Source organism: Streptomyces sp. AM25 (genome assembly GCF_058146165.1).
The window spans coordinates 17,085-43,043 of the sequence record NZ_JBKIWN010000006.1 but is presented as its reverse complement, the minus strand read 5'-3'; the positions used below and the strand labels follow the sequence as shown (position 1 = coordinate 43,043).

27 protein-coding genes are annotated in these 25,959 nt (G+C 72.7%); 14 read left to right on the top strand and 13 right to left on the bottom strand.

From position 1 onward, the window contains the following. Positions 1 to 63: 63 nt before the first annotated feature. Positions 64 to 1,002 carry a tRNA (adenosine(37)-N6)-dimethylallyltransferase MiaA gene (gene miaA / locus ACLHRZ_RS09160; protein WP_490417803.1) on the bottom strand — a complete coding sequence of 313 codons (939 nt, stop codon included), beginning with the start codon at positions 1,000 to 1,002 and terminating at the stop codon, positions 64 to 66. A gap of 183 nt (positions 1,003 to 1,185) precedes the next feature. On the opposite strand from miaA, the gene ACLHRZ_RS09155 reads away from it, so the two are divergent. After that, complete coding sequence (locus ACLHRZ_RS09155) at positions 1,186 to 1,440, top strand: hypothetical protein (RefSeq protein WP_490417802.1); 255 nt, start codon at positions 1,186 to 1,188, stop codon at positions 1,438 to 1,440. Positions 1,441 to 1,473: 33 nt separating this feature from the next. Beyond that, complete coding sequence (locus ACLHRZ_RS09150; RefSeq protein WP_490417801.1) at positions 1,474 to 1,719, top strand: antitoxin; 246 nt, start codon at positions 1,474 to 1,476, stop codon at positions 1,717 to 1,719. Between the two features lie 58 nt (positions 1,720 to 1,777). Here the strand turns inward: ACLHRZ_RS09150 and ACLHRZ_RS09145 are convergent, their stop codons facing one another. Continuing rightward, the gene (locus ACLHRZ_RS09145; protein ID WP_490417800.1) at positions 1,778 to 2,488 is read right to left on the bottom strand and encodes a class III extradiol dioxygenase subunit B-like domain-containing protein; all 711 of its coding nucleotides are present in this window, start codon (positions 2,486 to 2,488) and stop codon (positions 1,778 to 1,780) included. A gap of 78 nt (positions 2,489 to 2,566) precedes the next feature. Next, entirely contained in the window at positions 2,567 to 4,060 is a 1,494-nt protein-coding gene (gene miaB, locus ACLHRZ_RS09140) for a tRNA (N6-isopentenyl adenosine(37)-C2)-methylthiotransferase MiaB (RefSeq protein WP_490417799.1), read from the bottom strand. A gap of 127 nt (positions 4,061 to 4,187) precedes the next feature. Between miaB and ACLHRZ_RS09135 the strand changes: the two genes are divergently transcribed. Next, the gene (locus ACLHRZ_RS09135) at positions 4,188 to 5,186 is read left to right on the top strand and encodes a TAXI family TRAP transporter solute-binding subunit (protein WP_490417798.1); all 999 of its coding nucleotides are present in this window, start codon (positions 4,188 to 4,190) and stop codon (positions 5,184 to 5,186) included. Here ACLHRZ_RS09135 and ACLHRZ_RS09130 read toward each other — a convergent pair. Together ACLHRZ_RS09130 and ACLHRZ_RS09125 are read right to left on the bottom strand one after the other, a co-directional pair. Next, a complete protein-coding gene (locus ACLHRZ_RS09130; protein WP_490417797.1) occupies positions 5,165 to 6,592 on the bottom strand; it encodes a sensor histidine kinase in 1,428 nt (475 codons plus the stop codon). The two genes, ACLHRZ_RS09135 and ACLHRZ_RS09130, sit on opposite strands and share 22 nt — an antisense overlap. A gap of 15 nt (positions 6,593 to 6,607) precedes the next feature. Further along, positions 6,608 to 7,312 carry a response regulator transcription factor gene (locus ACLHRZ_RS09125; RefSeq protein ID WP_490417796.1) on the bottom strand — a complete coding sequence of 235 codons (705 nt, stop codon included), beginning with the start codon at positions 7,310 to 7,312 and terminating at the stop codon, positions 6,608 to 6,610. Between the two features lie 252 nt (positions 7,313 to 7,564). On the opposite strand from ACLHRZ_RS09125, the gene ACLHRZ_RS09120 reads away from it, so the two are divergent. The 8 genes from ACLHRZ_RS09120 to ACLHRZ_RS09085 all read left to right on the top strand — a co-directional run bounded on the left by ACLHRZ_RS09120 (position 7,565) and on the right by ACLHRZ_RS09085 (position 14,112). Further along, positions 7,565 to 8,341 carry an amino acid ABC transporter ATP-binding protein gene (locus tag ACLHRZ_RS09120; protein ID WP_490417795.1) on the top strand — a complete coding sequence of 259 codons (777 nt, stop codon included), beginning with the start codon at positions 7,565 to 7,567 and terminating at the stop codon, positions 8,339 to 8,341. Between the two features lie 130 nt (positions 8,342 to 8,471). Beyond that, complete coding sequence (locus ACLHRZ_RS09115) at positions 8,472 to 9,395, top strand: glutamate ABC transporter substrate-binding protein (RefSeq protein WP_490417794.1); 924 nt, start codon at positions 8,472 to 8,474, stop codon at positions 9,393 to 9,395. A 30-nt stretch (positions 9,396 to 9,425) separates the two neighbouring features. After that, a complete protein-coding gene (locus ACLHRZ_RS09110; protein ID WP_490417793.1) occupies positions 9,426 to 10,076 on the top strand; it encodes an amino acid ABC transporter permease in 651 nt (216 codons plus the stop codon). Then, positions 10,073 to 10,993 carry an amino acid ABC transporter permease gene (locus tag ACLHRZ_RS09105; RefSeq protein ID WP_490417792.1) on the top strand — a complete coding sequence of 307 codons (921 nt, stop codon included), beginning with the start codon at positions 10,073 to 10,075 and terminating at the stop codon, positions 10,991 to 10,993. The genes ACLHRZ_RS09110 and ACLHRZ_RS09105 overlap by 4 nt, the downstream gene beginning before the upstream one ends. Positions 10,994 to 11,214: 221 nt before the next feature. Next, entirely contained in the window at positions 11,215 to 12,894 is a 1,680-nt protein-coding gene (locus ACLHRZ_RS09100) for an FAD-dependent monooxygenase (RefSeq protein ID WP_490417791.1), read from the top strand. Positions 12,895 to 12,926: 32 nt separating this feature from the next. Then, on the top strand, positions 12,927 to 13,016 hold the full coding sequence (locus tag ACLHRZ_RS09095) for a putative leader peptide (protein ID WP_490417790.1): 90 nt from the start codon (positions 12,927 to 12,929) through the stop codon (positions 13,014 to 13,016). Between the two features lie 116 nt (positions 13,017 to 13,132). Further along, a complete protein-coding gene (locus ACLHRZ_RS09090; RefSeq protein ID WP_490417789.1) occupies positions 13,133 to 13,651 on the top strand; it encodes a cupin domain-containing protein in 519 nt (172 codons plus the stop codon). Between the two features lie 8 nt (positions 13,652 to 13,659). Beyond that, complete coding sequence (locus ACLHRZ_RS09085; protein ID WP_490418050.1) at positions 13,660 to 14,112, top strand: rhodanese-like domain-containing protein; 453 nt, start codon at positions 13,660 to 13,662, stop codon at positions 14,110 to 14,112. On the opposite strand, the gene recX is transcribed toward ACLHRZ_RS09085, so the two are convergent. The 4 genes from recX to ACLHRZ_RS09065 all read right to left on the bottom strand — a co-directional run bounded on the left by recX (position 14,094) and on the right by ACLHRZ_RS09065 (position 17,473). Then, positions 14,094 to 14,705: a recombination regulator RecX gene (recX, locus tag ACLHRZ_RS09080; protein WP_490417788.1), complete on the bottom strand. Its 612-nt coding sequence runs from the start codon at positions 14,703 to 14,705 to the stop codon at positions 14,094 to 14,096. The two genes, ACLHRZ_RS09085 and recX, sit on opposite strands and share 19 nt — an antisense overlap. Before the next feature lie 6 nt (positions 14,706 to 14,711). Next, entirely contained in the window at positions 14,712 to 15,824 is a 1,113-nt protein-coding gene (gene recA, locus ACLHRZ_RS09075) for a recombinase RecA (RefSeq protein WP_490417787.1), read from the bottom strand. Positions 15,825 to 16,000: 176 nt separating this feature from the next. Further along, positions 16,001 to 17,194, bottom strand: coding sequence for an AI-2E family transporter (locus ACLHRZ_RS09070; RefSeq protein ID WP_490417786.1), 1,194 nt, complete (start codon positions 17,192 to 17,194; stop codon positions 16,001 to 16,003). Between the two features lie 90 nt (positions 17,195 to 17,284). Next, positions 17,285 to 17,473 carry a DUF3046 domain-containing protein gene (locus tag ACLHRZ_RS09065; RefSeq protein WP_490417785.1) on the bottom strand — a complete coding sequence of 63 codons (189 nt, stop codon included), beginning with the start codon at positions 17,471 to 17,473 and terminating at the stop codon, positions 17,285 to 17,287. Between the two features lie 80 nt (positions 17,474 to 17,553). On the opposite strand from ACLHRZ_RS09065, the gene ACLHRZ_RS09060 reads away from it, so the two are divergent. The 3 genes from ACLHRZ_RS09060 (at position 17,554) to ACLHRZ_RS09050 (ending at position 24,144) form a co-directional block, all read left to right on the top strand. Then, positions 17,554 to 18,474, top strand: coding sequence for a hypothetical protein (locus ACLHRZ_RS09060; RefSeq protein WP_490417784.1), 921 nt, complete (start codon positions 17,554 to 17,556; stop codon positions 18,472 to 18,474). A 96-nt stretch (positions 18,475 to 18,570) separates the two neighbouring features. After that, positions 18,571 to 23,316 (top strand): ATP-dependent helicase, encoded by a 4,746-nt coding sequence (locus tag ACLHRZ_RS09055; RefSeq protein ID WP_490417783.1) that lies wholly within the window; start codon positions 18,571 to 18,573, stop codon positions 23,314 to 23,316. 18 nt (positions 23,317 to 23,334) lie between these two features. Further along, positions 23,335 to 24,144: a DNA-formamidopyrimidine glycosylase family protein gene (locus ACLHRZ_RS09050; RefSeq protein WP_490417782.1), complete on the top strand. Its 810-nt coding sequence runs from the start codon at positions 23,335 to 23,337 to the stop codon at positions 24,142 to 24,144. A gap of 30 nt (positions 24,145 to 24,174) precedes the next feature. Here ACLHRZ_RS09050 and ACLHRZ_RS09045 read toward each other — a convergent pair whose 3' ends face one another. From ACLHRZ_RS09045 to ACLHRZ_RS09030, 4 genes are all read right to left on the bottom strand, one after another. After that, positions 24,175 to 24,441, bottom strand: coding sequence for a hypothetical protein (locus ACLHRZ_RS09045; protein ID WP_490417781.1), 267 nt, complete (start codon positions 24,439 to 24,441; stop codon positions 24,175 to 24,177). 56 nt (positions 24,442 to 24,497) lie between these two features. Next, positions 24,498 to 24,716, bottom strand: coding sequence for a hypothetical protein (locus ACLHRZ_RS09040; protein WP_490417780.1), 219 nt, complete (start codon positions 24,714 to 24,716; stop codon positions 24,498 to 24,500). A 216-nt stretch (positions 24,717 to 24,932) separates the two neighbouring features. Continuing rightward, a complete protein-coding gene (locus ACLHRZ_RS09035) occupies positions 24,933 to 25,403 on the bottom strand; it encodes a Dps family protein (RefSeq protein ID WP_490417779.1) in 471 nt (156 codons plus the stop codon). 148 nt (positions 25,404 to 25,551) lie between these two features. Next, positions 25,552 to 25,935, bottom strand: a complete 384-nt coding sequence (locus ACLHRZ_RS09030; protein ID WP_086566431.1) for a helix-turn-helix domain-containing protein — start codon at positions 25,933 to 25,935, stop codon at positions 25,552 to 25,554. Positions 25,936 to 25,959 lie beyond the last annotated feature (24 nt).

Genomic DNA, 25,959 nt, shown 5'->3' with positions numbered 1-25,959 from the left:
TTGATGATGGCACGCCCGGACGGTCCGTCATGTCGCCCGGAGCGTCCCGATGCCATCACGTGATCAGGCTGTAATCGCCCGTTCGACCAACGCCAGCGCTTCCTGCGGGAGTTCCGCACGCCGGTCGGCGGCGCCGCTCAGCCACTGGACCCGGCTGTCTCTGCGGAACCACGAGTCCTGGCGGCGCGCGAACTTCTTGGTGGCGCGAACGGTCTCGGCGCGCGCCTCGTCCTCGGTGCACTCCCCCGAGAGGAAGGCGAGCACCTGCTGGTAGCCGAGCGCGCGGGAGGCCGTGAGCCCCTCGCGGAGTCCTTCGCGCTCCAGCGCGCGCACCTCGTCCACGAGCCCGGCCTCCCACATGCGGTCCACCCGCAGCGTGATGCGCTCGTCCAGCTCGGGACGCTCGACGTCGACACCGATCTGCACGGCGTCGTACACGGGCCGCTCGCCCGGCAGATTCGCGGTGAAGGGCCGGCCGGTGATCTCGATGACCTCCAGGGCGCGCACGATGCGCCGGCCGTTGCCGGGCAGGATCGCGCGGGCGGCATCCGGGTCGGCGGCGGCCAGCCGGGCGTGCAGGGCGCCGGGGCCGAGCTCCGCCAGTTCGGCCTCCAGCCCGGCCCGGACGGCCGGGTCGGTGCCGGGGAACTCGAGGGCGTCGATGGTGCCCTTGATGTAGAGGCCCGAGCCGCCGACGAGCACGGGGGTGCGTCCTTCGGCGAGCAGCCGGTCGATCTCCGCGCGAGCCAGGCGCTGGTACTCGGCGACGCTGGCCGTCTCCGTGACGTCCCAGATGTCGAGCAGGCGGTGCGGCACCCCCTGCTGCTCGGCCTCGGTGAGCTTGGCGGTGCCGATGTCCATGCCCCGGTAGAGCTGCATGGAGTCGGCGTTGACGACCTCGCCGCCGAAGTGCTGGGCCAGGGCCACGCCGAGATCGGACTTGCCGGCCGCCGTGGGGCCGACGACGGCGATGACCCGGGGTGCGGGAAGTGCGTTTTTCACCGGTTCAGTGTCCCAAACCTCGGGAGTGCCCCACGAACGAGCGACGTGACGCGACGCCGACGGCCTCGTTGCCTGTTGCGAGGTTCCGAGAGCCGGTTCACGGACCGGTGTCCGGGAGCGGCGCAATGAGGCGCTCCGGACGGCGCGGGATTTCGCTCACACCAGTAAGGTTATGGAGTAGATATGGGCGTGTTTTCAAGGTTTCGCCGCAAGTCGTCCTCGGCGTCAACGGAAGAGGCCGCGGCTGCCACTCTGACGGCGGATTCCGCCGACGCCGCCGAGACGGCCGAAGCGAAGCCGGAGGAGGCAGCCCCGGAGCAGGCGGCCGAGACCGAGGACGGCGCCGAGGGCGAGGCTGCCGAGGGAGTGGACATCCCCAAGCAGCAGTCCGCGGACCAGGCGGCCGACAGCGAAGCCGGGGAGAGCGCCCGCAAATGACGGCTTGAACGAGGAAAGACGAAGGCGGTTCCCATGGGTCTGTTGGACAACCTCAAGGCGAAGCTCGACCCGCTCAAGGACAAGGCGGCAGACCTCGCGCAGCAGCACGGGGGCAAGATCGAGCAGGGGCTGGAGAAGGCTGCCAAGGCGGTCGACGAGAAGACCAAGGGCAAGTACAGCAGCCAGATCGAGTCCGGCACGGGCAAGGCCAAGGACGCTCTCGGCAAGCTCGCCGAGGGCGGCGAGAAGGGCGGCGGCACGGGCTCCGGAACCTCCTGATACCTCGTCGGCGGACGGCCGTGGAGCAGCTGCTCCACGGCCGTCGCCATGTCCGCCCTCAGGACCAGGCGGCCACCACGTAGCCCACGCCGTAGGGCGCCTCGTCGTGGAGCAGCTCGCCCCGCAGCCCGGCGCCCTCGGCCGCCCCTGCGAGCACCTGCCAGGGGGCGCGTCCGGCGGCCTGCAGCTCGCCGGCCAGCCGGGCGTCCAGGGCGGCCAGGGCGGCGGTGTCGGCGGCTCCCAGGGCGCGTGCCGCCTCCGCGTCGAAGGGCTGGGCGCGCTCGTCGAGATAGCCGGGGGCCTTCAGGCTCCGGCAGGCGCTGCCGTCGCCCATCACCAGCAGGGCCGTGCGCGCCGCGCCGTCGGCCAGCCCGCGGCCCAGCTCCAGGCAGCGCCCGGGCTCCAGCGGCTCCTCGACCGCCAGGCCCTCCACGGGCGCGGCCGACCAGTCCGTGCGCCACAGCAACCAGGCGGCCACGGCCAGGGACAACGGCAGCTCGCGCTCGCCGGCCGGTCCGCCGGCCCCGAGCTGCACCTGCACGTCCACGCCGAAGCCCCGGAACGAACCCACCGCGCCCTGCGGGTGCGTGCCACGGCCCGCCGGGCCGGCGGGACCCACGACGACCAGCCGGTCGGGCCGGGCCGCGGCGAGCACGGCCACGGCGTCGAGGCAGGCGGCCCGCAGCCCGTCCAGCTCGGCCGCGGCACCGGCGGCGACCTCCGGGACGAGCAATGGCGGACAGGGGCACACGGCAGCGGCGACGAGCATGCCGGGAACGATATACGCCCCGCCGCCCGGGCTCCGCGGGGGCGGGCCGGACGACGGGGCGGATTCGGACGGAGCGGGTCAGTCGCAGCCGCAGCCCGAGGAGGCCGGGGCCGGGGAGGGGGCAGGGGCGCCGATGCTCGGGATGCCCAGCATCACGCCCTTCGGCTCGGCGGCCTCCGCAGCGTTGCGCTTCTCCCACGCGTCGCCCGCGCGCGTGCGGCGCACGGCCTTGGCAGGGCCTTCGGCGAGGAGGTGGTGCGGGGCAGCGTAGGTGATGTCGACGGTGACCACATCGCCCGGGCGGACCGGCTCGGCGGGCTTGGTGAAGTGCACCAGGCGGTTGTCGGGGGCCCGGCCGGACAGTCGCTGCGTGGCGTCGTCCTTGCGGCCCTCGCCCTCGGCGACCATGACCTCCAGCGTGCGGCCGACCTGCTTCTTGTTCTCCTCCCAGGAGATCTCCTCCTGGAGGGCCACCAGACGCTCGTAGCGCGCCTGCACGACCGCCTTGGGGATCTGGTCGTCCATCTCGGCGGCCGGCGTGCCGGGGCGCTTGGAGTACTGGAAGGTGAAGGCGTTCGCGAAGCGGGCCTCGCGGACCACGTGCATGGTCTGCTCGAAGTCCTCCTCGGTCTCGCCGGGGAAGCCCACGATGATGTCGGTGGAGATGGCGGCGTCCGGCATGGCGGCGCGCACCTTCTCGATGATGCCGAGGAAGCGCTCCTGGCGGTACGAGCGGCGCATCGCCTTGAGGACGGTGTCCGAGCCGGACTGGAGCGGCATGTGCAACTGGTGCATCACATTCGGCGTCTCGGCCATGGCGGCGATCACGTCGTCGGTGAAGTCGCGCGGGTGGGGCGAGGTGAAGCGGACGCGCTCCAGGCCCTCGATCTGGCCGCAGGCGCGCAGCAGCTTGGAGAACGCCTCGCGGTCGCCCATGTCGGAGCCGTAGGCGTTGACGTTCTGGCCGAGGAGGGTGATCTCGCTGACGCCCTCGGCGACGAGCGCCTCGACCTCGGCGAGGATGTCGCCGGGGCGGCGGTCCTTCTCCTTGCCGCGCAGCGCCGGAACGATGCAGAACGTGCAGGTGTTGTTGCAGCCGACGGAGATGGACACCCAGGCCGCATAGGCGCTCTCGCGCCGCGTCGGCAGCGTCGAGGGGAACGCCTCCAGGGACTCGGCGATCTCGACCTGTGCCTCTTCCTGGACGCGGGCGCGCTCCAGCAGGACGGGCAGCTTGCCGATGTTGTGCGTGCCGAAGACCACGTCGACCCAGGGGGCCCGCTTGACGATGGTGTCGCGGTCCTTCTGGGCGAGGCAGCCGCCGACGGCGATCTGCATGCCGGGCCGCTTCGCCTTCATCGGGGCCAGCCGGCCGAGATTGCCGTACAGCTTGTTGTCGGCGTTCTCCCGCACCGCGCAGGTGTTGAAGACGACGACGTCAGCGTCACCCTCGGCGGTGCCCTCGGACGCGCGGACGTAGCCCGCATCCTCCAGCAGGCCGGACAGCCGCTCGGAGTCATGGACGTTCATCTGGCACCCGTAGGTGCGCACCTCGTATGTCTTCGCACTCATCTCAATCGACCAGGGTACGTGGTCGCCCGGACAGCTCGCCCCTTCCGGCGGCCCGGCCTCTCCCCCGTCTCTCCCCCGCTTCTTCACCGCCCTTCCCGGCCGCCGGGCGGGCTGGCAGGATCCGCCCATGGCTCCCCGACCGCCGCATCCGGCCAGGCGCTGTCCCCTGAGGACCGGCGCGGTGGCCGCTGCGGTGCTCGTGCTGCTGGCGTGGTGGCTACTGCCGTCCGACCGGCGGCCGCTGCCGGGCGGGCGGATCTCGATTGCGACGGGCGCACCGAGCGGTGTGTACGCGAAGTACGGCACGCTCCTGAAGGAGGACCTGGCGCGGGACCTGCCCGATCTGGACGTCGCCATCCGCTACAGCCGCGGCTCGCCCGACAACATCCGGCTGCTCACTTCGGGCGGGGCCGATTTCGTCCTGGCCGCCTCCGACGCGGTGGCCGCCTACCAGGACCAGCGGCAGCCGGGTGCCGGACGGCTGCGCGCGTGCGCCCGGCTGTACGACGACTACATACACCTCGTGGTCCGCAACAACTCTCCGGTGCAGTCCGTACGGGACCTGAGAGGGCTGCGCATCGGAGTGGGCGCGGACGAGTCGGGGGTCCAGCTGATCAGCCGGCGGCTGCTGGCCGCTGCGCGGCTCGACTTCGACAGGGACGTCACACCCGTGCGGGTCGGCCTCGACAAGGCGCCCGCGATGCTGGAGAGCGGTGAGCTGGATGCGTTCTTCTGGTCGGGCGGGCTGCCCACCGTCACCATCGGACAGCTCGGCAGGAGAACGCCCGTCCGGCTGGTCCAGCTCGGCGACCTGATCGGCCCACTGCATGCTCAGGGCCCTCAGATGCGTTTCTACCGGGCCGCCGTGATGCCGGTGGACGCCTATCCGGAGCTGCACGACGCCGGTCCGGTGAACACCATCGCGGTGGCGAACCTTCTGCTGACTCTGGACAGCACCGATCCGCACCTCACCGAAGGCATCACCCGGACGGTCATCCGAAGCCGTGACCGCATCGGCATGTACGTCCACGCGGCACAGAAAGTGGACCTCCGGACGGCCGTCTTCACCGACCCCGTGCAGCTGCACGCGGGTGCGCGGCGCTATTACGTGTCGGTCAAGCCCTGAACGTCCTCCCCTGCCGTGCGCGGCAGGGTGATGGCCGCCTGCAGCCCGCAGGGATCGTGGTGGGCGTAGGAGAGCGTGGCGCCGCCCGCGGCCAGGAGGGCGCGCGAGATGGACAGGCCGAGGCCGGATCCGGAGACGTTCTGGTGGCGGCTGCTGCGCCAGAAGCGGTCGCCGATGCGGGCGAGTTCGTCGTCGGCCAGTCCGAGCCCTTCGTCGGTGACGGTGACGGTGACGCGGTCGGCCGCGGGCTCCACGACGACCTCGACACGGGCCTCCGCAGGCGTGAACTTGAGGGCGTTGTCGACGACCGCGTCGAGCGCACTGGAGAGGGCGATCGGATCGGCCCAGCCGGTGACGGCGACGGGGCCGCGGTAGGCGAGCGTGACGCGTTCCTGGTGGGCGACGGGCGTCCAGGCGTCCACCCGGTCGCGGACGAGGTCGGCGATGTCGGTCACCTGCAGATCGGCAGCGGTGTGCTCGGCCAGCGCGAGGTCCAGCAGGTCGTCCAGCACGCGTGCCAGCCGCCGGCCCTCCGTGCGCACGGAGACCACTTCCTCGTTGCCCTCAGGAAGGTCCAGCGCCAGCAGGTCGATGCGCAGCAGCAGTGCGGCGAGCGGGTTACGGAGCTGGTGCGAGGCGTCGGCGACGAACGCGCGCTGCTGTTCGAGGACATTCTCGACGTTATCGGCCATCTCGTTGAACGAACGGGCCAGGCGGCGCAGTTCAGGCGGTCCGGAGTCGGCGGCCACCCGGGAGTTCATCCGGCCCGTGGCAATGCCGTGGGCCGCCGCGTCGAGGGTGCGGACGGGACGCAGCACCCACCCGGTGAGCCGGAAGGCCGCCCCGACCGCCACCAGCATGGCCGCCATCTCGCCGGCTGCGAGCACCAGCCAGCTGTGCAGGATCCGTGAACGCAGCTGCCCGGTGGGCGACTCGGTGACGACGACCGCGACGACGTCACCGTCCCGGATGACCGGCGACGCGACGGTGAGCCGGCTGCGCCGCCAGGGCCAGACCTGCTGCGGGTCGTGGCTGCGACGGCCCGCGAGGGCCTCCTGGAAGGCCTGGCCGCCCTCCCCGGCCGGCGGTACCGACCAGTCGGCGGGGGCGACGGCCATGGCCTTGCCGTTGCGGTAGAAGACACCGGCCCGTATGCCGTAGAGGTCTTCATAGCGGGCGAGTTCGGCCTGCAGGGTGCGCAGCCTCTCGTCCGCCGCCGCGGCGGGTTCGACGGCGCTGGTGGTGACGAACTGTGCGAGCGCGGCGAAGCGGGCGGTGTCGTCGATGCGGTCGACGACCACCCGCTGCTGCCGCACGGCGGCCATGCCGGCGCCGAGCGGCAGGCCGAGGGCGAGCAGTACGCCTGCCATGAGGACGATGAGCAGCGGCAGAAGTCGGGTGCGCACGGGCGGGCACGGCCCTCACGCCGGGACGACGAGCCGGTAGCCGACGCCCCGGACCGTCTCGATGAGCGCGGGCATCCGCAGCTTGGAGCGGAGCGAGGCCACGTGCACCTCGAGCGTGCGGCCGGTCCCCTCCCAGCTGGTGCGCCACACCTCGCTGATGATCTGCTCGCGCCGGAAGACCACTCCGGGACGCTGGGCGAGCAGCGCCAGCAGGTCGAACTCCTTACGGGTGAGGGGGACGGCGATGCCGTTCACGGAGACACGGCGGGTGGGCACCTCGATGGTGACGGGCCCCAGGCGCAGCGCGTTCGGCCCGCCGGGGTCGCGCCGCCCGGCCGGAGGACTCTCGGCGGACGGTGTGCGCCGGGCGACGGCGTGGATGCGAGCGAGCAACTCCCCGGTGTCGTAGGGCTTGACGACGTAGTCGTCGGCGCCGAGGTTCAGGCCGTGGATCTTCGAGCGGGTGTCCGCCCGGGCCGTGACCATGATGACGGGCGTGGCCGTGCGCTTGCGGATCCTGTCGCAGACCTCGAAGCCGTCCTGCCCGGGCAGCCCGAGGTCGAGCAGGACGACCCCGAACGGCACGCCCGTCGCGGGCAGCAGGGCCTGGAGCGCCTCCTCGCCGCTGCGGGCGTGCGTGACGTCGAAGCCGTGCCGGGCGAGGACGGCCGACAGGGCCGCGGCGACATGGTCGTCGTCCTCCACGAGCAGCAGTCTCATCGGCCCTCCGCGCGGCTGGTGCGGCAACACCGCATCCACGCCGATGGATGCCCGGTGCGTCAAGAGGGTTCTGCCCGCCGGAAGCCTTCCGTTATGCAGCCGGTACGCCTGTACGGCAGGAGAGCCCGTGTACACACGACACCCGGTCGAAGCCGGATCGTTATGCTCAATTTCAGCTCAGATGTAATGACGCTGGTCGTTGCGGCTCATTAGGGTCCTCCCCAACCGAGGAGGACGGAGCGAGGAACGCCGATGAGCGAGGTATCGGTGACCAAGGACGCGGCGCCCGCCGCGGATGCACTGGTCGTCCTGAACAAGGTCAACAAACACTTCGGCGCGCTGCACGTGCTCCAGGACATCGATCTGACCATCGCGCGCGGTGAGGTCGTGGTCGTCATCGGCCCGTCGGGGTCGGGCAAGTCGACGCTGTGCCGGACGGTCAACCGGCTGGAGACCACGGACTCGGGCTCCATCACGATCGACGGCCGTCCGCTGCCCCAGGAGGGCAGGGAGCTGGCGCGGCTGCGGGCGGACGTGGGGATGGTCTTCCAGTCCTTCAACCTCTTCGCCCACAAAACCGTTCTGGAGAACGTGGTGCTGGGGCAGACCAAGGTCCGCAGGAAGGACCGCAAGGAGGCCGAGGCCACCGCCCACACCCTGCTGGAGCGGGTGGGTGTGGGCGGCCAGGCGGACAAGTACCCCGCACAGCTGTCCGGCGGTCAGCAGCAGCGCGTGGCCATCGCCCGGGCGCTCGCGATGGGCCCCAAGGTGATGCTCTTCGACGAGCCGACCTCGGCCCTGGACCCGGAGATGATCAACGAGGTCCTGGAGGTCATGCAGCAGCTCGCCCGGGACGGCATGACCATGGTCGTCGTCACCCACGAGATGGGCTTCGCCCGCTCCGCCGCACACCGGGTGGTCTTCATGGCCGACGGCCGCATCGTCGAGGAAGCACGACCGGACCAGTTCTTCAGCAACCCCCGCAGCGACCGGGCCAAGGACTTCCTGTCGAAGATCCTCCACCACTGACCGCTTTGTCCGAGCCCTCCGTCCTTCTGCGAACGGTCCGTTCCAAACCTCCCTTGTGCTTCTCCTCGCTGTGCCTCTCCCCGCCGCACCGAAGGCCGGGCAACGCCCGCAAACGCAAAGGAAGTTCTTCATGAAGCTCCGCAATACCGCCGCAGCGGCCGTCGTGGTGCTGGCGCTCGCCGTATCCGCGACCGCCTGCGGCAAGTCGGGCAGCCCGAACGACGACAAGGGCGACAAGGCGTCCGGGGGCGCGTCGGCCCCGGCAGTGCCGACGTATCCGGTGAACACCTCGGCCGACGTGAAGGGTTCGTCGGTCTTCGAGAAGATCAAGGGAAAGACCATCACGATCGGCACCAAGGCGGACCAGCCCGGCCTGGGTTACGAGAATCCGGGCACCAAGAAGCGCACCGGCTTCGACGTGGAGATCGCCCGGATGATCGCGGCCGATCTGGGGTTCGACGAGAAGCACATCACCTTCAAGACGGTGCCTTCGGAGGCCCGGGAGACGCAGATCGCGAGCGGCGGTGTCGATCTGTACGTCGGTACGTACACGATCAACGACGAGCGCAAGAAGCAAGTCGGCTTCGCCGGCCCGTACTACGTCGCCGGCCAGGACCTGCTGGTGAAGGCCGACAGCTCCATCAAGGGGCCGGAGGACCTCAAGGGCAAGAAGGTCTGCTCGGCGACCGGCTCGACGCCGCTCCAGCGCATCAAGGAGCCCAAGTACGGCGTGGCCGAGGTCAAGGCGCAGCAGGGCTACCAGCTGTGCGTCCAGGACCTCGTTAACGGCACGGTGGACGCGGTCACGACGGACGACGCGATCCTCAAGGGCTACGCAGCCGAGAACAAGGGCGCGCTGAAGGTCGTCGGCAAGCCGTTCTCCAAGGAGCCCTACGGCGTGGGCCTGAAAAAGGACGACGCGGCGCTGCGCGAGGCGGTGGACAAGGCCATCGAGGCGCACGAGAAGAACGGCGACTGGAAGAAGGCGTACGACGCCACGCTGGGGCTCTCCGGCGCTCCGGCGCCCGCACCGCCCGCGATCGAGCGGTACTGACCGGCAGTACGCGATTCCCGGAGAGTTGATGTGAACGTTCTGTCGGACAACTTCGCGATGTTCCGCGAAGGGTTTCTCGGCACCGTCGAACTGACGGCGCTCAGCGCGCTGCTGGCCCTGGTGCTGGGCACCCTCGTCGCGGCGTTCCGTGTCTCTCCGGTGCCCGCGCTGCGGGTGTTCGGCACGGGGTGGGTGACGTTGCTGCGCAACACCCCGCTGGTGCTGCTCTTCCTGGCGGTCACCCTGGGGCTGCCGGCGCTGGGCCTGAAGGGCTGGGACTCCTTCTGGCTGGCCGTGCTGGCCCTGGGGTGCTACACCTCGGCCTTCATCTGCGAGGCCGTGCGCTCGGGTATCAATGCGGTACCGGTGGGCCAGGCGGAGGCCGCCCGCTCGATCGGCATGACCTTCGGCCAGACGCTGACACAGATCGTGCTCCCCCAGGCCACCCGCACCGCGATACCCCCCATCGGCAGCCTGCTCATCGCCCTTGCGAAGAACACGGCGATCGCCTCGGGCTTCAACGTCAGCGAGCTCGGTTCGGTACAGAAGACGCTCAACGCCGCGGCGGGCTACAACATTTACGTGATCTTCCTGTGGATCGCGCTCTGCTACATCATCATCACGTTCACCATCAGCGGCCTGTTCCGGCTGCTGGAGAACCGTCTGGCGGTGGCCCGATGAGCACCAGCGTCCTCTACGACGTCCCGGGGCCGAAGGCGCGGGCACGCAACCGGGTCTACGGGGTCCTGGCCACCGTCGCGCTGCTCGGTCTGATCTCCTTCGCGGTCTACCGGCTGGACGCCACAGGGCAGTTCCAGGGCGGGCTGTGGAGCGCTTACGAGTACACCGACACCCAGCAGCGGATCGTCGACGGCCTGCTCACCACGCTCAAGACCTTCGCCATCGCCGCCGTCCTGTCGCTCGTGCTGGGTGCCGTGCTGGCCACCGCCCGGCTGTCCGACCACAAGCCGGTGCGCTGGGCGGCCACCGCGCTCGTGGAGTTCTTCCGGGCGATGCCGCTGCTCATCATGATCTTCCTGCTGTACGCAGCCGTGTTCACCTCCGACCCCATGTGGGCGCTGGTCATCGGTCTGACGCTCTACAACGGCTCGGTACAGGCCGAGATCTTCCGCTCCGGCATCAACGCCGTGCCCAGGGGCCAGAGCGAGGCCGCCGCCGCGCTCGGGCTGCGCAAGACCCAGGTGATGACGACCGTGCTCGTCCCGCAGGCCGTGCGCACCATGCTGCCCTCGATCATCAGCCAGCTCGTGGTGACCCTCAAGGACACCTCGCTCGGCTTCATCATCCTGTACGAGGAGCTGCTGTTCGTCGGCAAATCCTTCGCGCAGCAGACGCCTCCGGTGAACGGCGTCTACGCCTTCATCCCCATGGTCATCGTCTTCGGCTCCATCTACGTACTGCTGTGCCTGGCACTGTCGTCCGTCGCCACCTGGGTCGAACGGCGCACGAAGCGCTCACGCAAGGGCACTCCGCCTCCCCTGGCCGCCACCGGTGCGGTCGTCATGGCCGATCCCGGGCACAGCGCCGCCGGGGGCGGCCAGGGCGCCTCCGGCGCGGACGTCCCCAAGGCCGACTGATCCGCCCTCCGCTGACGCCTCGTCGGTTCCTGCGGACCGGCGGGGCGCGCACCTACGGCGCGCCACGGCAAAGCCGTTGATCACTTGACGCAAGCAGCAGCAATGGGTTGCATACGTTCTGTGATCGCGCACCGTTTTCCCCCTGGCAGTCCCTGTACGTCCCGTACGCACCGCGCCGGTGCAGGGACGGCCGGCCGCCGCACAGGTCAGGGGGCCGTGCCGTGGACCCGGTGATCGTCGTCGGGGCCGGTCCGGTCGGTCTCACCCTGGCCCTGGCCCTCGCCCGGTACGAGGTCCCCGTGGTCGTCCTGGACGAGACCGCGGAGGAGAACCGCGAGGAGCGGCGCCCGGCCCGTACGGCCGTGCTGCGGCCGGAGACCGCCGCCCTGCTGGAACGGCTCGGCTGCGCCACGGCGGAGGGCAGCCGGTGGACGGGCTGGCGGACCCTGCACCGCCGGACCGTGACACTGCAGGTGCCGTTCGAGGCCCCGGGGGACGCCGAGAAGGAGGACGAGGCCGCCGACGGAACGACCGGAGAACCGTCTCCGCTGCACCTGCCCCAGCACGCGCTCATGCGGGAGCTGCAGGCCGCGCTCGCCGGAGCCGACGGCGTGACGATCGCCCGCGGCCACCGTCTGACCATCCTGACGCAGGACGCCTCCGGTATCACCGCACGCACCCGGAGCGACAACAGCACGGCGTGGCGGGCGAGTTATCTGGTCGGCTGCGACGGCGCCCGCTCGGTGGTCCGCAAGCTCACCGGTGCCCGCTTCCCCGGCCGCACGGCCGTGGAGCGGTTCGCGGTCGCCGCCCTGCGCACCGAACTGCCATGGCCGGGCGAGGCGGTGCTGCACCGTGCGCCTCCCCGCGGCAACGAGGTGACCGCCCGGCCGCTGCCGGGCGGGGTGTGGCGGCTCGACTGGCTGCTGCCGCCGGACGGCGGACTGGTCACTCCCGACACCCTGTTGGCCCACATCGACGACTCGTTGGCACTGTGGTGCGGCGAGACGCCGACGTACGAACTGCTGGACACCGGGGTGCACGCCGTGCACCACCGCCTCGCGCGCCGCTGGCGCAGCGGGCGCGCCTTCCTCGCCGGGGAAGCCGCGCACCTGCTGGGGGCCCTGGGCACCCAGGGCCTGGACGAGGGGCTGCAGGACGCCGGCAACCTCGCCTGGAAGCTGGCGCTCGCCTGGCACCACGGCGCCTCGGACGCGCTGCTCGACAGCTACCAGGCGGAGCGGCGCGCGGCGATCGTGGCCCGTCTGCGTGCCGCCGACCGTGCGCTGCCGTCGGTGCGCGCCGAGGGCGGATGGCGCACCGTGCGGCGCGCGATGGTGCCGGGCGCCGCACGCACCCACGATCTCCTCCTCACCGAGGGTCACTTGGGGCGCGGTGCGCTCGGTGCGCTGCCGGTGTACGCCCGTACGCCCCTGACGCCGGCCGCACCGCCCGCGGGGGCCGTGCCGGTCGGGACGGGCGTGGGCGAGCGGGTCGCCGATGTGCCGGTGACGGATCCGGAAGGGGCGGAAGTGCTGTTGCACGAGCGGCTCGGCGGCGATCTGCTGGTGGTCCTCGTGGCCCCGGGGACGGGGGTGTGGGAGCGCCGGCACTGGCTCGGGGCGGGGCTGATGCCGCGGCTCGCGGCGGCGGTCTCCGCGCTGCCCATGCGGGCCGAACTGCTGGTCGCCGAAGGGTATCCGGGGGCTGCGGCGCACACCGTGCTGGTGGTGCGGCCGGACGGGCATCTGGTGGCGGCACTGGCCGGGGTGCGGCCCGCGGAGCTGTACGCGTGCGCGGACGCCGCCAGGGGCGGAGCGGCGGGCGGTGCGGCGCCGACGCCCGAGGAGCACGAGGAGACGGCCGGCGGGGCGGCCAGTGAGGCTACGGCCAACCGTTGACCCGCCCGTTCCGTCATGGTTGAGTCCGGAGTATGACCGACAGCAGCAGCATGCTCTTCTGGCGGAGGGTCCATCTGGACCTCGTCCGCTATGCGGGCTGCATCTGTCGTCCGTCCTGTTGATCCGCTCCCCTGCGCGCCCTGCCGGCACGTCCGCCCCTGCGGGTGCCGGGTGCTGCGCGTTTCCTTCGCGATCACCCAGGACGGTCCCTGTGTCTTCTCCCGTACCTTCGTCCACCGTGCCCGCCGCGTCCGACGCACTGCCAAGTCGGCCTCGGGCCAAGGAACTTCTCGCCTTCGCGCACCGCGTCGCGGCCGACGCGGAGCTCGTCGCCTCGCTGCCGCTGGACCCGCAGGGGCGCACCTGGATCCGCCTGGACGGACCGGGCGGCAGCGAGGCGTGGCTCATCGGCTGGCCGCCCGGCGCGGGCACCGGCTGGCACGACCACGGCGGTTCGTACGGCGCCTTCGCCGCGGCGGCGGGCCGGCTGACCGAACAGTCGCTCGCCGCCCGGCTGCCCACCGAGGGCTGGAAGCTGCTGGAACTCGCCGACGGCATCGACCGTGAACGGCAGTTGGAGGGCGGCAACGGACGGGCCTTCGGGCCGCACCATGTGCACCAGGTGTTCAACGCCTCGGCGGAACACGCGGTGTCCGTGCACGCCTATTACCCGCCGCTGCCGATGATGCGGCGTTATCACCGCAGTGGGCAGGTGCTCAGGCTGGAGCAGATCGAGTGGGCACAGGAGTGGGCATGAAGGTGGGCATGAAGGTGGAGGAACTGCTGGCCGAGGCCCGGGCGGGGCTCGGCCGTCTCGAACCGGCGGAGGCGGCCGCCGTCCAGGCCGGGGGCGGGCTGCTGGTCGACATCCGCTATGCGGCGCTGCGGGAGCGGGACGGCACGATCCCGGGGGCGCTGGTGGTGGAGCGCAACGAGCTGGAGTGGCGGCTGGACCCGGCCTGCGCCCACCACGCGGCCGAGGCCACCGGCCATGACCTGCGCGTGGTCGTCATCTGCGACGAGGGGTACGCCTCCAGCCTGGCGGCGGTCTCCCTGCACCGGCTCGGGCTGCGGCACGCCACGGACGTGACCGGAGGCTTCCGGGCGTGGCGTGCGGCGGGACTGCCGGTGCAGCCGCCCGGGCTCCGGCCCTCCGGGGACGGGACGCCGCCGGAAGGGGACCGGCTTCCGGGCAGGGGTCAGTCGCCGGGCAGGTAGTGCTCGAGCAGCTCGGGGTCCTCACCCTCCTCCTCCAGGGCCCGGCGCACCACGCGCAGGGCGAGGCCCTCGGAGTACCCTTTGCGGGCCAGCATCCCGACGAGCCGGCGCAGCCGCTTCTCGCGGTCCATGCCGCGGGTGCTGCGCAGCTTGCGCTCGACCAGTTCGCGGGCCGTGTGCTCCTCCTGCTCGGGGTCGAGCTGCCCCACCGCCTCGTCGATCAGCGCGGAGTCCACGCCCTTGGTGCGCAGTTCGCGCGCCAGGGCACGGCGGGCCAGCCCGCGGCCGCGGTGCCGGGACTCCACCCAGGCCCCGGCGAAGGCCGCATCGTCGATCAGCCCGACGTCCTCGAACCGGGAGAGCACCTCCTCGACGGCCTCGGCCGGTATGCCGCGCTTGGCCAGGGCGTCGGCGAGCTGCCTGCGGGTGCGGGGGGATCCGGTGAGCAGGCGCAGACAGATCGCCCGCGCCTGCTCCTCCGGTGACGGGGGCGCCCCGTCCCCGGCCCTCGACGGGTCGGGGGCGCCGCCGCCCGTACGGTCGTCCGCATCCGGCTCCGGCCGGCCGGCTCGCCACGTCCTCGTTCCGGACATGGCGGGCTAGCTCTTGGCCGTGGCCTTGGCGGCCTTGCCCGTGGCCTTGGCCGGGGCCGGGACGGACTTGGCGGGCTCGCTCGCGGCGGCGTCCGCGCCGGGCTCGGCATCCGGCGCCTCGGGCCGGGCACCCACGCCGAGCTTCTCCTTGATCTTCTTCTCGATCTCGTTGGCGAGGTCGGGGTTGTCCTTGAGGAAGTTGCGGGCGTTCTCCTTGCCCTGGCCGAGCTGGTCGCCCTCGTACGTGTACCAGGCGCCGGCCTTGCGGATGAAGCCGTGCTCCACGCCCATGTCGATCAGGCCGCCCTCGCGGCTGATGCCCTGGCCGTAGAGGATGTCGAACTCGGCCTGCTTGAAGGGGGGCGCGACCTTGTTCTTGACGACCTTGCAGCGGGTGCGGTTGCCGACCGCCTCGGTGCCGTCCTTGAGGGTCTCGATCCGGCGGATGTCGATGCGCACCGAGGCGTAGAACTTCAGCGCGCGGCCACCGGTCGTGGTCTCCGGGGAGCCGAACATCACGCCGATCTTCTCGCGGAGCTGGTTGATGAAGATCGCGGTGGTCTTGGACTGGTTCAGCGCGCTGGTGATCTTACGGAGCGCCTGGCTCATCAGCCGGGCCTGGAGGCCGACGTGGGAGTCGCCCATCTCGCCCTCGATCTCGGCCCGCGGCACCAGTGCGGCGACGGAGTCGATGACGATCAGGTCGAGAGCGCCGGAGCGGACCAGCATGTCCACGATCTCCAGCGCCTGCTCGCCGTTGTCCGGCTGGGAGAGGATCAGGTTGTCGATGTCCACGCCGAGCTTCTTGGCGTACTCGGGGTCGAGGGCGTGCTCGGCGTCCACGAAGGCCACCGTGCCGCCCGCGCGCTGGGCGTTGGCCACCGCGTGCAGCGTGAGGGTGGTCTTGCCGGAGGACTCCGGCCCGTAGACCTCCACCACACGGCCGCGCGGCAGCCCGCCGACGCCGAGGGCCACGTCGAGAGCCGTCGATCCCGTGGAGATGACCTCGATCGGCTCGTTCGGCCGCTCGCCCAGGCGCATGACCGCGCCCTTGCCGAATTGCCGTTCAATCTGTGCGAGCGCGGCGTCCAGCGCCTTCTCGCGGTCGGTGCCTGCCATGGGTTCCACCCGGTTTGCTTGAGTCGATCGCTTCACGTCCACGACGCTAGCGCCTGCCACTGACAACGGGCCCGGGCGTCGCCCCGGCCTGTGGAAAACCCGGTCCCGCGGCCCGGGGGAACCCATAAGAATGGATGTTCGATTTTGCTGTCAAGCGCGCCTCGCCGGGTCCGGAATCACCGCCTCCGGAGCGCCCGGAACATCCGTACGAGCGCCGGCGGACGGCCCCCGTCCCCCGTCCCGCCCGGCCGCCGCGTCCCGCCCCCGGCCGCCGCGGCGACGAGCTCGTACCGCTTCACGTACGCGCCGAGGAACGCCTGCAGCGTCGCCGTCGCGGGGATCGCGACGAGCGCGCCCACCGCACCGAGCAGTGCCGTGCCCGCGATCACCGAGCCGAAGGCGACGGCCGGGTGGATGTCCACGGTCCTGGCGGTGATGCGCGGCTGCAGCACGTAGTTCTCGAACTGCTGGTAGACCACGACGAAGACGAGCACCCACACCGCGTACCAGGGGTCGACGGTGAAGGCGAGCAGCATCGGCAGCGCTCCCGCGAGGTAGGTGCCGATGGTCGGGATGAACTGCGACACCAGCCCGACCCAGATCGCGAGCGCCGGGGCGTAGGGCACGCCCAGAACTTCCAGCAGGACGTAATGCGCAACGCCGGAGACGAGCGCCATCAGAGCGCGTGAGTAGATGTAGCCGCCCGTCTTGGCCACCGCGAGATCCCAGGCGCGCAGCACCTCGGTCTGCCGGTGCGGCGGGAGGACGGAGCACAGGGCACGGCGCAGCCGGGGACCGTCGGCCGCGAAGTAGAACGAGAACAGCGCCACGGTCAGCAGCTGGAAGAGTCCGCCGAGGACGGTGGCCGAGACGTCCAGCACCCCGCCAGCGCTGTTGCGCAAGTACTTCTGCAGCCAGTCGGAGTGCAGCAGGCTCGACTGGATCTCGACGCGGGAGAGCCTGGTGTGGAACGTCCGGTTGAGCCAGCCGATCACTGCATCCAGATAGGCGGGGAAGTTCTCCACGATGTTCTGGATCTGCCCGGCGAGCATCGAGCCCAGCATGGCGAAGAACGCGGTGAACACCAGGGCGACGCCGAGGAAGACCAGTCCGGTCGCCGCACCGCGCCGCATGCCGCGCGCGGCCATCCGGTCCACGGCGGGCTCGACGGCGAGCGCCAGGAAGAACGCGATCAGGATGTCGACCAGCAGCCCGAGGAGCTGGTGGAAGGCCCAGACGCCGAGCTGGAAGCAGGCGAACAGGGCGAGCGTCACCACGACCGCCCGGGGCAGCCAGCGCGGCATGCGCGCGCCGTCGCCGGGCCGGGGCGGTCGGGAGTCGTCCGGGGAGGTGTCGTCGGTGGCTGCCACGGAGCAAGTCTGACCTACGGGGCGAAATACCCCCGAACACTCCCGGCTGTCCCTCCGGCCGTCCCCCGGCCGTCGCCCCTCCGGCCGGTGTCAGTACTCGGGGATCTCCATCGCCCGGCACACCGCGCGCCACACGTCCTTGGCGTTCCAGCCGGCGTCCAGCGCCTGGTGCACGGTCCTCCCGCCGAGCTCGGACATCACGTGATCGCGCGCGAAGGAGTCGGCGTACGCCACGCCGAAATGATCCGCCATCCGCTGCCAGAAGACCGTCAACCGCATGGACCCAGTATCCCGCCCCTGAGAGTGCAGCCGGGCACGAGCCGCTGCCGGGCGCCGCCGCGCCCCCTACGGTCTTGTCCATGGCCCTCTCCGGAGCATCCGCCGCAGCCCGTGCCGAGCACTTCGTCTGGCTCACCGCCCGCGTCCTGGAACAGCGCAGATTCGCGTTCCACTTCCTCGACGGCAGTGCGGAGGCGGTCGAGTCGGCCCTGTCGGCCTACCTCGGCGACGACGGCGGCTACGGGCACGCCCTGGAACCGGACCTGCGCGGACCGGTGAGCCAGCCGCTGCACACCGCGCACGCGCTGCGCGTGCTGGACGAGATCGGCCGCTGCGGCGACCGGCGGGTCGAGCGCGTCTGCCGCTACCTGACGGCGGTCTCCACCCCGGACGGTGCGCTGCCCGCGCTCCACCCGTCGCTGCGCGGCTACCCCGCGGCCCCCTGGATCCCCGTGATCGACGACCCTCCCAGCGACCTGCTGGCCACCGGTCCGGTGGTCGGCCTGCTGCACCGCAACGAGGTGTGGCACGCCTGGCTGTTCCGGGCCACGGACTTCTGCTGGGCCGCGGTCGAGGCCATCACGCGCGGCGCCAGGACCCATCCGTACGAGGTCGAGGCGGCCGTGGCCTTCCTCGACGGGGTCCCCGACCGGGACCGTGCCCGGGCCACCGCCGAGCGGCTGGGCCGCACCGTGCGGGAGCGGCGGCTGGCCGTCCTGGAGCCGGGCCGGGCGGCCGACTACCCCCTGCCGGAGGGCTACGCGCCGGGCGAGCACCACTTCCCGCACGACTTCGCGCGGACCCCCCGCTCGGTGGCCCGGTCCTGGTTCACCGACACCGAGATGGAACGTTCTCTCGACTTCCTGGCCGCCGCGCAGGAGACCGACGGCGGCTGGCCCGTCAACTGGCGTGCGTGGGCGCCCGGCACGGCCCTGGAGTGCCGCCCGAGGGCGACCATCGACGCCCTCCTCACCCTGCGCGCCCACGGCCGCACCGTGTGACGCGACGCGCCCTCCCGGCCCCGCCCGCCACCCCGGAAACCGCCCCCGACCTGCACGGACAGGGCATTGTCAGTGGCCCGGTGCACGATGGGGTGCATGGCGAACGACACAGCGTCGGCGACTGCGGGGGACCGGTCCTCGGCCCTCACAGCGCTCTCAGCGTTCTCCCCCGCGACCCGGGCATGGTTCACGGGAGCCTTCACCGCGCCCACGGCCGCCCAGGCCGGCGCCTGGCGCGCGATCGGGGAGGGCTCGGACGTCCTGGTCGTCGCGCCCACGGGCTCCGGCAAGACGCTGGCCGCCTTCCTCGCCGCCCTGGACGGGCTGGCGAGCGCGCCGCCGCCCGCCGAGCGCGGCAAGCGCTGCCGCGTGCTGTACGTCTCCCCGCTCAAGGCGCTCGCAGTGGACGTCGAGCGCAATCTGCGCAGCCCGCTGACCGGCATCCGCCAGGAGTCGGTGCGCCTGGGCCTGCCCGAGCCGGAGATCCGCGTCGGCATCCGCTCCGGCGACACCCCGCCCGCCGAGCGCCGCGCGCTGGTCACCCGGCCGCCGGACATCCTGATCACCACGCCCGAGTCGCTGTTCCTGATGCTCACCTCCGCGGCCCGGGAGGCGCTCGAGGGCGTGGAGACCGTGATCCTCGACGAGGTGCACGCCGTCGCCGGGACCAAGCGCGGCGCCCATCTCGCCCTGTCCCTGGAGCGCCTGGACCTCCTGCTGCCCCGGCCCGCCCGCCGGATCGGCCTGTCCGCGACGGTGCGCCCGGTCGACGAGGTGGCCCGCTTCCTGTCCCCGCAGCGCCGGGTGGAGGTCGTCCAGCCGCCGTCCGGCAAGGAGTTCGACCTCTCCGTCGTCGTGCCGGTCGAGGATCTCGGCGAGCTCGGCGGATCGCCCGCGCAGGAGAGCGGTGACGGCAAGGAGAAGCCGTCGGTGTGGCCCCACGTCGAGGAGCGCATCGCCGACCTCGTCCAGGCCCACCGCTCCACGATCGTCTTCGCCAACTCGCGCCGCCTCGCCGAGCGCCTGTGCAACCGGCTCAACGAGATCGCCTACGAACGCACGACGGGCGAGCCCCTGCCCGAACACCACTCCCCCGCCGAGCTGATGGCCGAGTCCGGCGCCGCCAGGGGAGCGCCGGCACTGCTCGCCCGCGCGCACCACGGCTCGGTGTCCAAGGAGCAGCGCGCGCTGGTCGAGGAGGATCTGAAGGCCGGCCGGCTGCCCGCCGTCGTGGCCACCTCCAGCCTGGAGCTGGGCATCGACATGGGCGCGGTGGATCTGGTCGTCCAGGTCGAGTCGCCCCCGTCCGTCGCCTCCGGGCTGCAGCGGGTCGGCCGCGCGGGCCACCAGGTCGGCGCCGTCTCCACCGGGGTCGTCTTCCCCAAGTACCGCGGCGACCTGGTGCAGGCCGCCGTGGTGACCGAGCGGATGCGCCAGGGGTCCATCGAGGCCCTGCGCGTGCCGGCCAACCCGCTGGACGTACTGGCCCAGCAGATCGTGGCCATGGCCGCCATGGACGTGTGGGACGTGGAGGAGCTGCTGGCCGTGGTGCGCCGCGCGGCCCCCTTCGCCTCGCTGCCCGAGTCCGCGTTCTCCGGCGTGCTCGACATGCTCGCGGGGCGCTATCCGTCCGACGCCTTCGCGGAGCTGCGCCCGCGCCTGGTGTGGGACCGGGTGGCGAACACGGTCACCGGCAGGCCCGGGGCCCAGCGGCTCGCCGTCACCTCCGGCGGCACGATCCCCGACCGCGGCCTCTTCGGGGTCTTCCTGGCGGGCGCCGACCCCAAGAAGGGCGGCGGGCGCGTCGGCGAGCTGGACGAGGAGATGGTCTACGAGTCCCGCGTCGGCGACGTCTTCACCCTGGGCACCACCTCCTGGCGCATCGAGGACATCACCCGCGACCGGGTCCTGGTCACCCCCGCCCCCGGCACCCCCGGCCGGCTGCCGTTCTGGAAGGGCGACCAGCTGGGCCGCCCGCTCGAACTCGGCCGCGCGCTCGGCGCGTTCCTGCGCGAGATCGGCGGCCACGCCCCCGAGGCGGCCCGCAAGCGCCTCACCGCCGCCGGGCTCGACACCTGGGCCGCGGACAACGTCCTGTCGTACCTCGACGAGCAGCGCCGCGCCTGCGGCCACGTGCCGGACGACCGGACCATCGTCGTCGAGCGGTTCCGCGACGAGCTGGGCGACTGGCGCGTCGTCGTCCACTCCCCCTTCGGCGCCCAGGTGCACGCCCCCTGGGCGCTGGCCCTGGGCGCCCGGCTCACCGAGCGCTTCGGCATGGACGCCCAGGTGATGCACGCCGACGACGGCATCGTGCTGCGTCTGCCCGACGCCGACCTGATGGGCCTGGACCTGCTGGACGCGGACCCGGCCCGGCAGGGCACGGAGTACGACGCGGAACAGTCCCCCGTCGGCGCCGCCGACGTCACCTTCGACAAGGCCGAGGTCGACCGGATCGTCACCGAACAGGTGGGCGGCTCGGCCCTGTTCGCCTCCCGCTTCCGCGAGTGCGCCGCCCGCGCCCTGCTGCTGCCGCGCCGCAACCCCGGGCGGCGCACGCCGCTGTGGCAGCAGCGCCAGCGCGCCGCCCAACTGCTGCATGTCGCGAGCGAGTTCGGTTCGTTCCCCATCGTCCTGGAGGCCGTCCGCGAATGCCTCCAGGACGTCTTCGACGTCCCCGGACTGGCCGAGCTCATGGGGGACGTCGAGGCCCGCCGCGTCCGGCTGGTCGAGGTGACCACGCCCGAGCCGTCCCCCTTCGCCCGCTCGCTGCTCTTCGGCTACGTCGCCCAGTACCTCTACGAGGGCGACTCGCCCCTGGCCGAGCGGCGCGCCGCCGCGCTCTCCCTCGACTCGCGCCTGCTGGCCGAACTCCTGGGCCAGGCCGAGCTCCGCGAGCTGCTCGACGCCGAAGTCCTCGCCGAGCTGGAGCGCGAGCTGCAGTGGCTCACCGAGGACCGCAGGGCCAAGGACGCCGAGGGCGTCGCCGACCTGCTGCGCCTCCTCGGCCCCCTCACCGATGCCGAACTGGCCGCGCGGGGAGCCGAGCCGGCCTGGGTGCAGGAGCTGTCCGACGCCCGCCGCGCCCTGCGCGTCCGCATCGCCGGCCAGGAGCACTGGGCGGCCGTCGAGGACGCCGGGCGGCTGCGCGACGCCCTCGGCACGGCCCTGCCCGTCGGCGTCCCCGAGGCCTTCACGGAGCCGGTCAGGGATCCGCTCGGCGATCTCCTGGCCCGTTTCGCCCGCACCCACGGCCCGTTCACCTCGGCCGGGGCCGCCGCCCGCTTCGGCCTCGGCACGGCCGTGACCGACGGCGCGCTGCACCGCCTGGCGGCGAACGGCCGGGTCGTGCAAGGGGAGTTCCACCCCGCGGGCATCGGCCAGGAGTGGTGCGACGCCGCGGTGCTGCGCCGGCTGCGCCGCCGCTCCCTGGCGGCGCTCCGGCAGGAGATGGAGCCGGTGCCGCCCGCCGCGCTCGCCGCCTTCCTCCCCCAGTGGCAGCACGTCGGAAACAGCAGCCTGCGCGGCATCGACGGACTGCTGCGCGCCGTCGAGCAGTTGCAGGGCGCGCCGGTCCCCGCCTCGGCGCTGGAGAAGCTCGTCCTGCCCGCCCGGGTCGCGGACTACACCCCGGCGATGCTCGACGAGCTCACCGCGACGGGGGAAGTCGTCTGGGCCGGGGCCGGCGCCCTCCCCGGCAAGGACGGCTGGGTCTCGCTGCTGCCCGCCGACTCGGCGCCCCTGCTGCTGCCCCCGCCGCACCCCCTGGAGCTCTCGCCGCTGCACGAAGCCGTCCTGGAGGCGCTCTCCGGCGGTTACGGCCTGTTCTTCCGGCAGATCGCCGAGCGGGTCCGCGCCACGGGCGCCGACAGCGGGGACGCCGCCGGCACCGACGCCCGGATCGCCGAGGCCGTCTGGGATCTCGCCTGGTCCGGCCGGCTCACCAACGACACGCTCGCCCCGCTCCGCGCCCTCCTCGGCTCGGGCCGCACGGCCGGTTCCACGGCCCACCGCGCACGGCGCCCCGTCCCCCGCGGCCGGTACGGCGCCCTCCTCGGCCGTACGGGCGCGGTGCCCCGGCCCACCGCCTCGCGCGGCGGGCCGCCGACGGTCGCGGGCCGCTGGTCGCTGCTCCCCGAGCGCGAGCCCGACCCCACCCACCGGGCCCATGCCCTGGCCCGCACGCTCCTCGACCGGCACGGCGTGGTGACGCGCGGCGCGGTCGCCGCCGAGGGCGTCGAGGGCGGGTTCTCCGCCGCGTACCGGGTGCTGTCCGCGTTCGAGGAGAGCGGCCAGGCCCGCCGCGGCTACGTCGTCGAGGGCCTGGGGGCGGCCCAGTTCGCGATGGACGGCGCGGTGGACCGGCTGCGCGCCGTCGGCACGGCCCGCGAGCGCGGCAGCGCCGGGTACCCGGAGAGCGCGGGTCCGGCGCGGCCGGCCCGGCGCCGGGCCGTCGTGCTCGCCGCGGCCGATCCCGCCAACGCCTACGGCGCGGCGCTGACGTGGCCCGATCCGCCCGCCGGTGCCTCCCACAAGCCGGGGCGCAAGGCGGGCTCCCTGGTCGTCCTGCTCGACGGAGCCCTCGCGCTCTACGTCGAGCGCGGCGGCAGGACCGTCCTCGCCTGGCCCCAGGAGGAGGGTGCCGAGGAGGCGCACGGCGAGGACCCGGGTCTGCGCGAAGCGACCGCTGCCCTGGCCGAGGCGGCCCGGGCGGGCGCGCTGGGCACGGTGACGGTGGAGCGCATCAACGGCGCCCCGGCGCTGACGTCCCCGCTGGGCGCCCTGCTGGAGTCCGCGGGCTTCCACGCCACCCCCAAGGGCCTGCGCCTGCGCGCGCCCTGACCCCGGAGGAGCAGCCGCATGCCCGAAGGAGACACCGTCTGGCGCACCGCCCGGGACCTCCACCGCGCCCTGGCGGGACAGGTGCTGACCCGGTGCGATCTGCGCGTCCCCGCCCTGGCGACGGCCGACCTGACCGGCCGTCGCATCACCGAGGTGGTGCCGCGCGGCAAGCACCTGCTCGCCCGCGCCGAGGGCGGCCTCACCCTGCACTCGCATCTGGGCATGGACGGTTCCTGGCGGATCCACGCCCCGGGCGAGCGCCGGCACGGCGGCCCCGAGCACCAGGTCCGCGCGGTCCTCGGCACCGCGTCCGCCGTCGCCGTCGGCTACCGCCTGCCCGCCCTGGACCTGCTGCGCACCGCCGACGAGGCCGGCGTCGTCGGCCACCTGGGCCCCGACCTGCTCGGCCCCGGCTGGGATGCGGCGGAGGCCGTCCGCCGCCTGCTCGCCGACCCCGCCCGCGCCGTCGGCGACGCCGTGCTCGACCAGCGCAACCTCGCCGGGATCGGCAATGTCTACAAGTCCGAGATCTGCTTCCTGCTGCGGATCTCCCCGTGGCTGCCCGTCGCGCAGCTGCCGTCCCCCGAGCGTCTGACGGCCCTGGCCAAGAAACTTCTGGAAGTCAACAAGGCCCGCGCCGCCCGCATCACCACCGCCGACCCCCGCCCGGACCACCGGCTGTGGGTGTACGGGCGCGCAGGGCGTCCGTGCCGCCGCTGCGGCACCCCGGTCGGCAGCGCAGTGCAGGGAAAGGCAGGCCGGGAGCGGCCCACGTACTGGTGCCCCCGCTGCCAGGAAGGCCCCGCTCCGGATGGGCCGAACGGGTGACCGGGCAGGTGGGGCCGGTACGCGGAAGGATCACGGGCGCCGCCGCGCAGCGGACCGGCGACGGCCCCACGCCGCGGCGATCCGGTTCTCCCGCCCGTTCCGCGGCACGCAGTGCACCGGCAGCAGACTCAGCCCCCACCCCCCGGCGGCCACCAGCTCCTCCACGGCCCCGAGCCGCCCGGGCTGGACGGCCAGCCGCACAACGGCCCACCACCAGACGCAGCCCAGCACGAGCAGGACCGCCCGTCCGGCCGCCCCACGGGGCCGGCGGCGGCGCCGGGCGTGCTGCCGGATCATGGCTGCCTCCTTCGGCCCGTTCCCCCTTCGGCCGCGGTGCACCGCGCGGACCCTCGTCAGCCCCCGCCGGGCCCCTCCGCGCGCAACCGTACGAGCTCGCGCTCCAGCTCCTCGATCGTCCGGTCCCGCCGGTGCAGTTCGACGATCACCCGACGCTCCCCGTCGTGCGTGCCCTCCTGGTAGACGGCCCGTACGAAGGCCCCGGCCGTCGCCTGGTCGAGGTCCGAGACCACCATCAGCTCGCGCGTGAAGCGGATGACCGGGTGCTCGTCCATGCCCTCAGGAGACCGTGACCGCGCCACGGCCGCCACCCGGGCGCCCCGACGGGCGGGGACGGGGTTCAGGCGCTCTCAGCGGGCTCGGCGAAGTCCGATGCGGTTCGGTAGCGCCCCGAAGGGGCAGCGGGGCGGTGACCGTATGCGGCTCCGCCGTGTGGGCGCGACCAGCCACGACGTAGCCGCGGACGACCTACCGGACTCCCAGCGGAGCGCCTAGGCATTCTCCGCCTGGAACATCCAGTGGTGCTTCTCCAGGTCGCCCGTGAGGCCGATGAGGAGGTCCTGGGTGACGGGGTCCGGGTCGGCCGTCGCCTGGATGCGCTCGCGCATCCGCGTGATCACGGCGCCGAGCCCGGCGACGAGCAGGCGCACCGCGTCGGTGTCCTGGTGCCAGCCGCCGCCGACCGTCTCGATGCCGCTGGTCCTGCCGACCGTCCCGGCACGCCCGTCCGGCGCGATGCCGAGCGCCGAGGCCCGCTCGGCCACGGTGTCCGCGTGCGTGCGGGCGCTCGCGACGACCTCGTCGAGCTGGAGGTGGATGGAGCGGAAGCGCGGGCCGACGACGGTCCAGTGGACCTGCTTGGCCACCAGGGAGAGGTCCACCAGATCGACGAGTGCGCCCTGGAGGGCGTCGCCCACGGTTTTGCGGTCCGGCTCGGACAGCGGGCTCTTGACGACGGACATTGGTTTCCTCCCTTTAGGGCGGTTGAAACCGTCTCTTCCGTTCATCCCCGATTTCTCCACCATGGCACAAAGGCGGGAACCCGGCCGGAAACGCCGGGATCCCGGTCGGAGTACCGACCGGGATCCGGAACACGAAACGGCTCTGCCGTCAGGCTGCGACCACGTCCACTGCCTCGGCAGGGGCCTTGATGGTCACGCGCTCCCCCGGAACGCCCGTCACGGACGTCACGGACACCGAATTGAACATGGGCCGCATCGGCGCGGGTACCGGCTCGCTCGCCGCCGCCGACTGCGCCAGCTCGGCGAGCGACAGTTCGTCACTCACCTCGCGCATGACCTCGGACATCCTGACGTCCAGAGCGTCGCAGATTGCGGAGAGAAGCTCGGAGGACGCCTCTTTCTGCCCACGCTCGACCTCGGAGAGATATCCGAGCGAGACCCGGGCGGACGAGGAGACCTCGCGCAGAGTGCGGCCCTGGCGTTGGCGCTGCCGACGCAGCACGTCACCCAGCAGGCGACGGAGCAGAATCATCGGTGGCTCCCTCCTTGGACCGCG

Excerpts from the sequence above, each read along its gene's own strand:
- ACLHRZ_RS09155 (WP_490417802.1), top strand. The coding sequence starts at position 1,186 with ATGGGCGTGTTTTCAAGGTTTCGCCGCAAGTCGTCCTCGGCGTCAACG.
- ACLHRZ_RS09150 (WP_490417801.1), top strand. The coding sequence starts at position 1,474 with ATGGGTCTGTTGGACAACCTCAAGGCGAAGCTCGACCCGCTCAAGGAC.
- ACLHRZ_RS09145 (WP_490417800.1), bottom strand. The coding sequence starts at position 2,488 with ATGCTCGTCGCCGCTGCCGTGTGCCCCTGTCCGCCATTGCTCGTCCCG.
- miaB (WP_490417799.1), bottom strand. The coding sequence starts at position 4,060 with ATGAGTGCGAAGACATACGAGGTGCGCACCTACGGGTGCCAGATGAAC.
- ACLHRZ_RS09135 (WP_490417798.1), top strand. The coding sequence starts at position 4,188 with ATGGCTCCCCGACCGCCGCATCCGGCCAGGCGCTGTCCCCTGAGGACC.
- ACLHRZ_RS09125 (WP_490417796.1), bottom strand. The coding sequence starts at position 7,312 with ATGAGACTGCTGCTCGTGGAGGACGACGACCATGTCGCCGCGGCCCTG.
- ACLHRZ_RS09120 (WP_490417795.1), top strand. The coding sequence starts at position 7,565 with ATGAGCGAGGTATCGGTGACCAAGGACGCGGCGCCCGCCGCGGATGCA.
- ACLHRZ_RS09115 (WP_490417794.1), top strand. The coding sequence starts at position 8,472 with ATGAAGCTCCGCAATACCGCCGCAGCGGCCGTCGTGGTGCTGGCGCTC.
- ACLHRZ_RS09105 (WP_490417792.1), top strand. The coding sequence starts at position 10,073 with ATGAGCACCAGCGTCCTCTACGACGTCCCGGGGCCGAAGGCGCGGGCA.
- ACLHRZ_RS09095 (WP_490417790.1), top strand. The coding sequence starts at position 12,927 with ATGACCGACAGCAGCAGCATGCTCTTCTGGCGGAGGGTCCATCTGGAC.
- ACLHRZ_RS09085 (WP_490418050.1), top strand. The coding sequence starts at position 13,660 with ATGAAGGTGGAGGAACTGCTGGCCGAGGCCCGGGCGGGGCTCGGCCGT.
- recX (WP_490417788.1), bottom strand. The coding sequence starts at position 14,705 with ATGTCCGGAACGAGGACGTGGCGAGCCGGCCGGCCGGAGCCGGATGCG.
- recA (WP_490417787.1), bottom strand. The coding sequence starts at position 15,824 with ATGGCAGGCACCGACCGCGAGAAGGCGCTGGACGCCGCGCTCGCACAG.
- ACLHRZ_RS09065 (WP_490417785.1), bottom strand. The coding sequence starts at position 17,473 with ATGCGGTTGACGGTCTTCTGGCAGCGGATGGCGGATCATTTCGGCGTG.
- ACLHRZ_RS09060 (WP_490417784.1), top strand. The coding sequence starts at position 17,554 with ATGGCCCTCTCCGGAGCATCCGCCGCAGCCCGTGCCGAGCACTTCGTC.
- ACLHRZ_RS09055 (WP_490417783.1), top strand. The coding sequence starts at position 18,571 with ATGGCGAACGACACAGCGTCGGCGACTGCGGGGGACCGGTCCTCGGCC.
- ACLHRZ_RS09050 (WP_490417782.1), top strand. The coding sequence starts at position 23,335 with ATGCCCGAAGGAGACACCGTCTGGCGCACCGCCCGGGACCTCCACCGC.
- ACLHRZ_RS09045 (WP_490417781.1), bottom strand. The coding sequence starts at position 24,441 with ATGATCCGGCAGCACGCCCGGCGCCGCCGCCGGCCCCGTGGGGCGGCC.
- ACLHRZ_RS09040 (WP_490417780.1), bottom strand. The coding sequence starts at position 24,716 with ATGGACGAGCACCCGGTCATCCGCTTCACGCGCGAGCTGATGGTGGTC.
- ACLHRZ_RS09035 (WP_490417779.1), bottom strand. The coding sequence starts at position 25,403 with ATGTCCGTCGTCAAGAGCCCGCTGTCCGAGCCGGACCGCAAAACCGTG.
- ACLHRZ_RS09030 (WP_086566431.1), bottom strand. The coding sequence starts at position 25,935 with ATGATTCTGCTCCGTCGCCTGCTGGGTGACGTGCTGCGTCGGCAGCGC.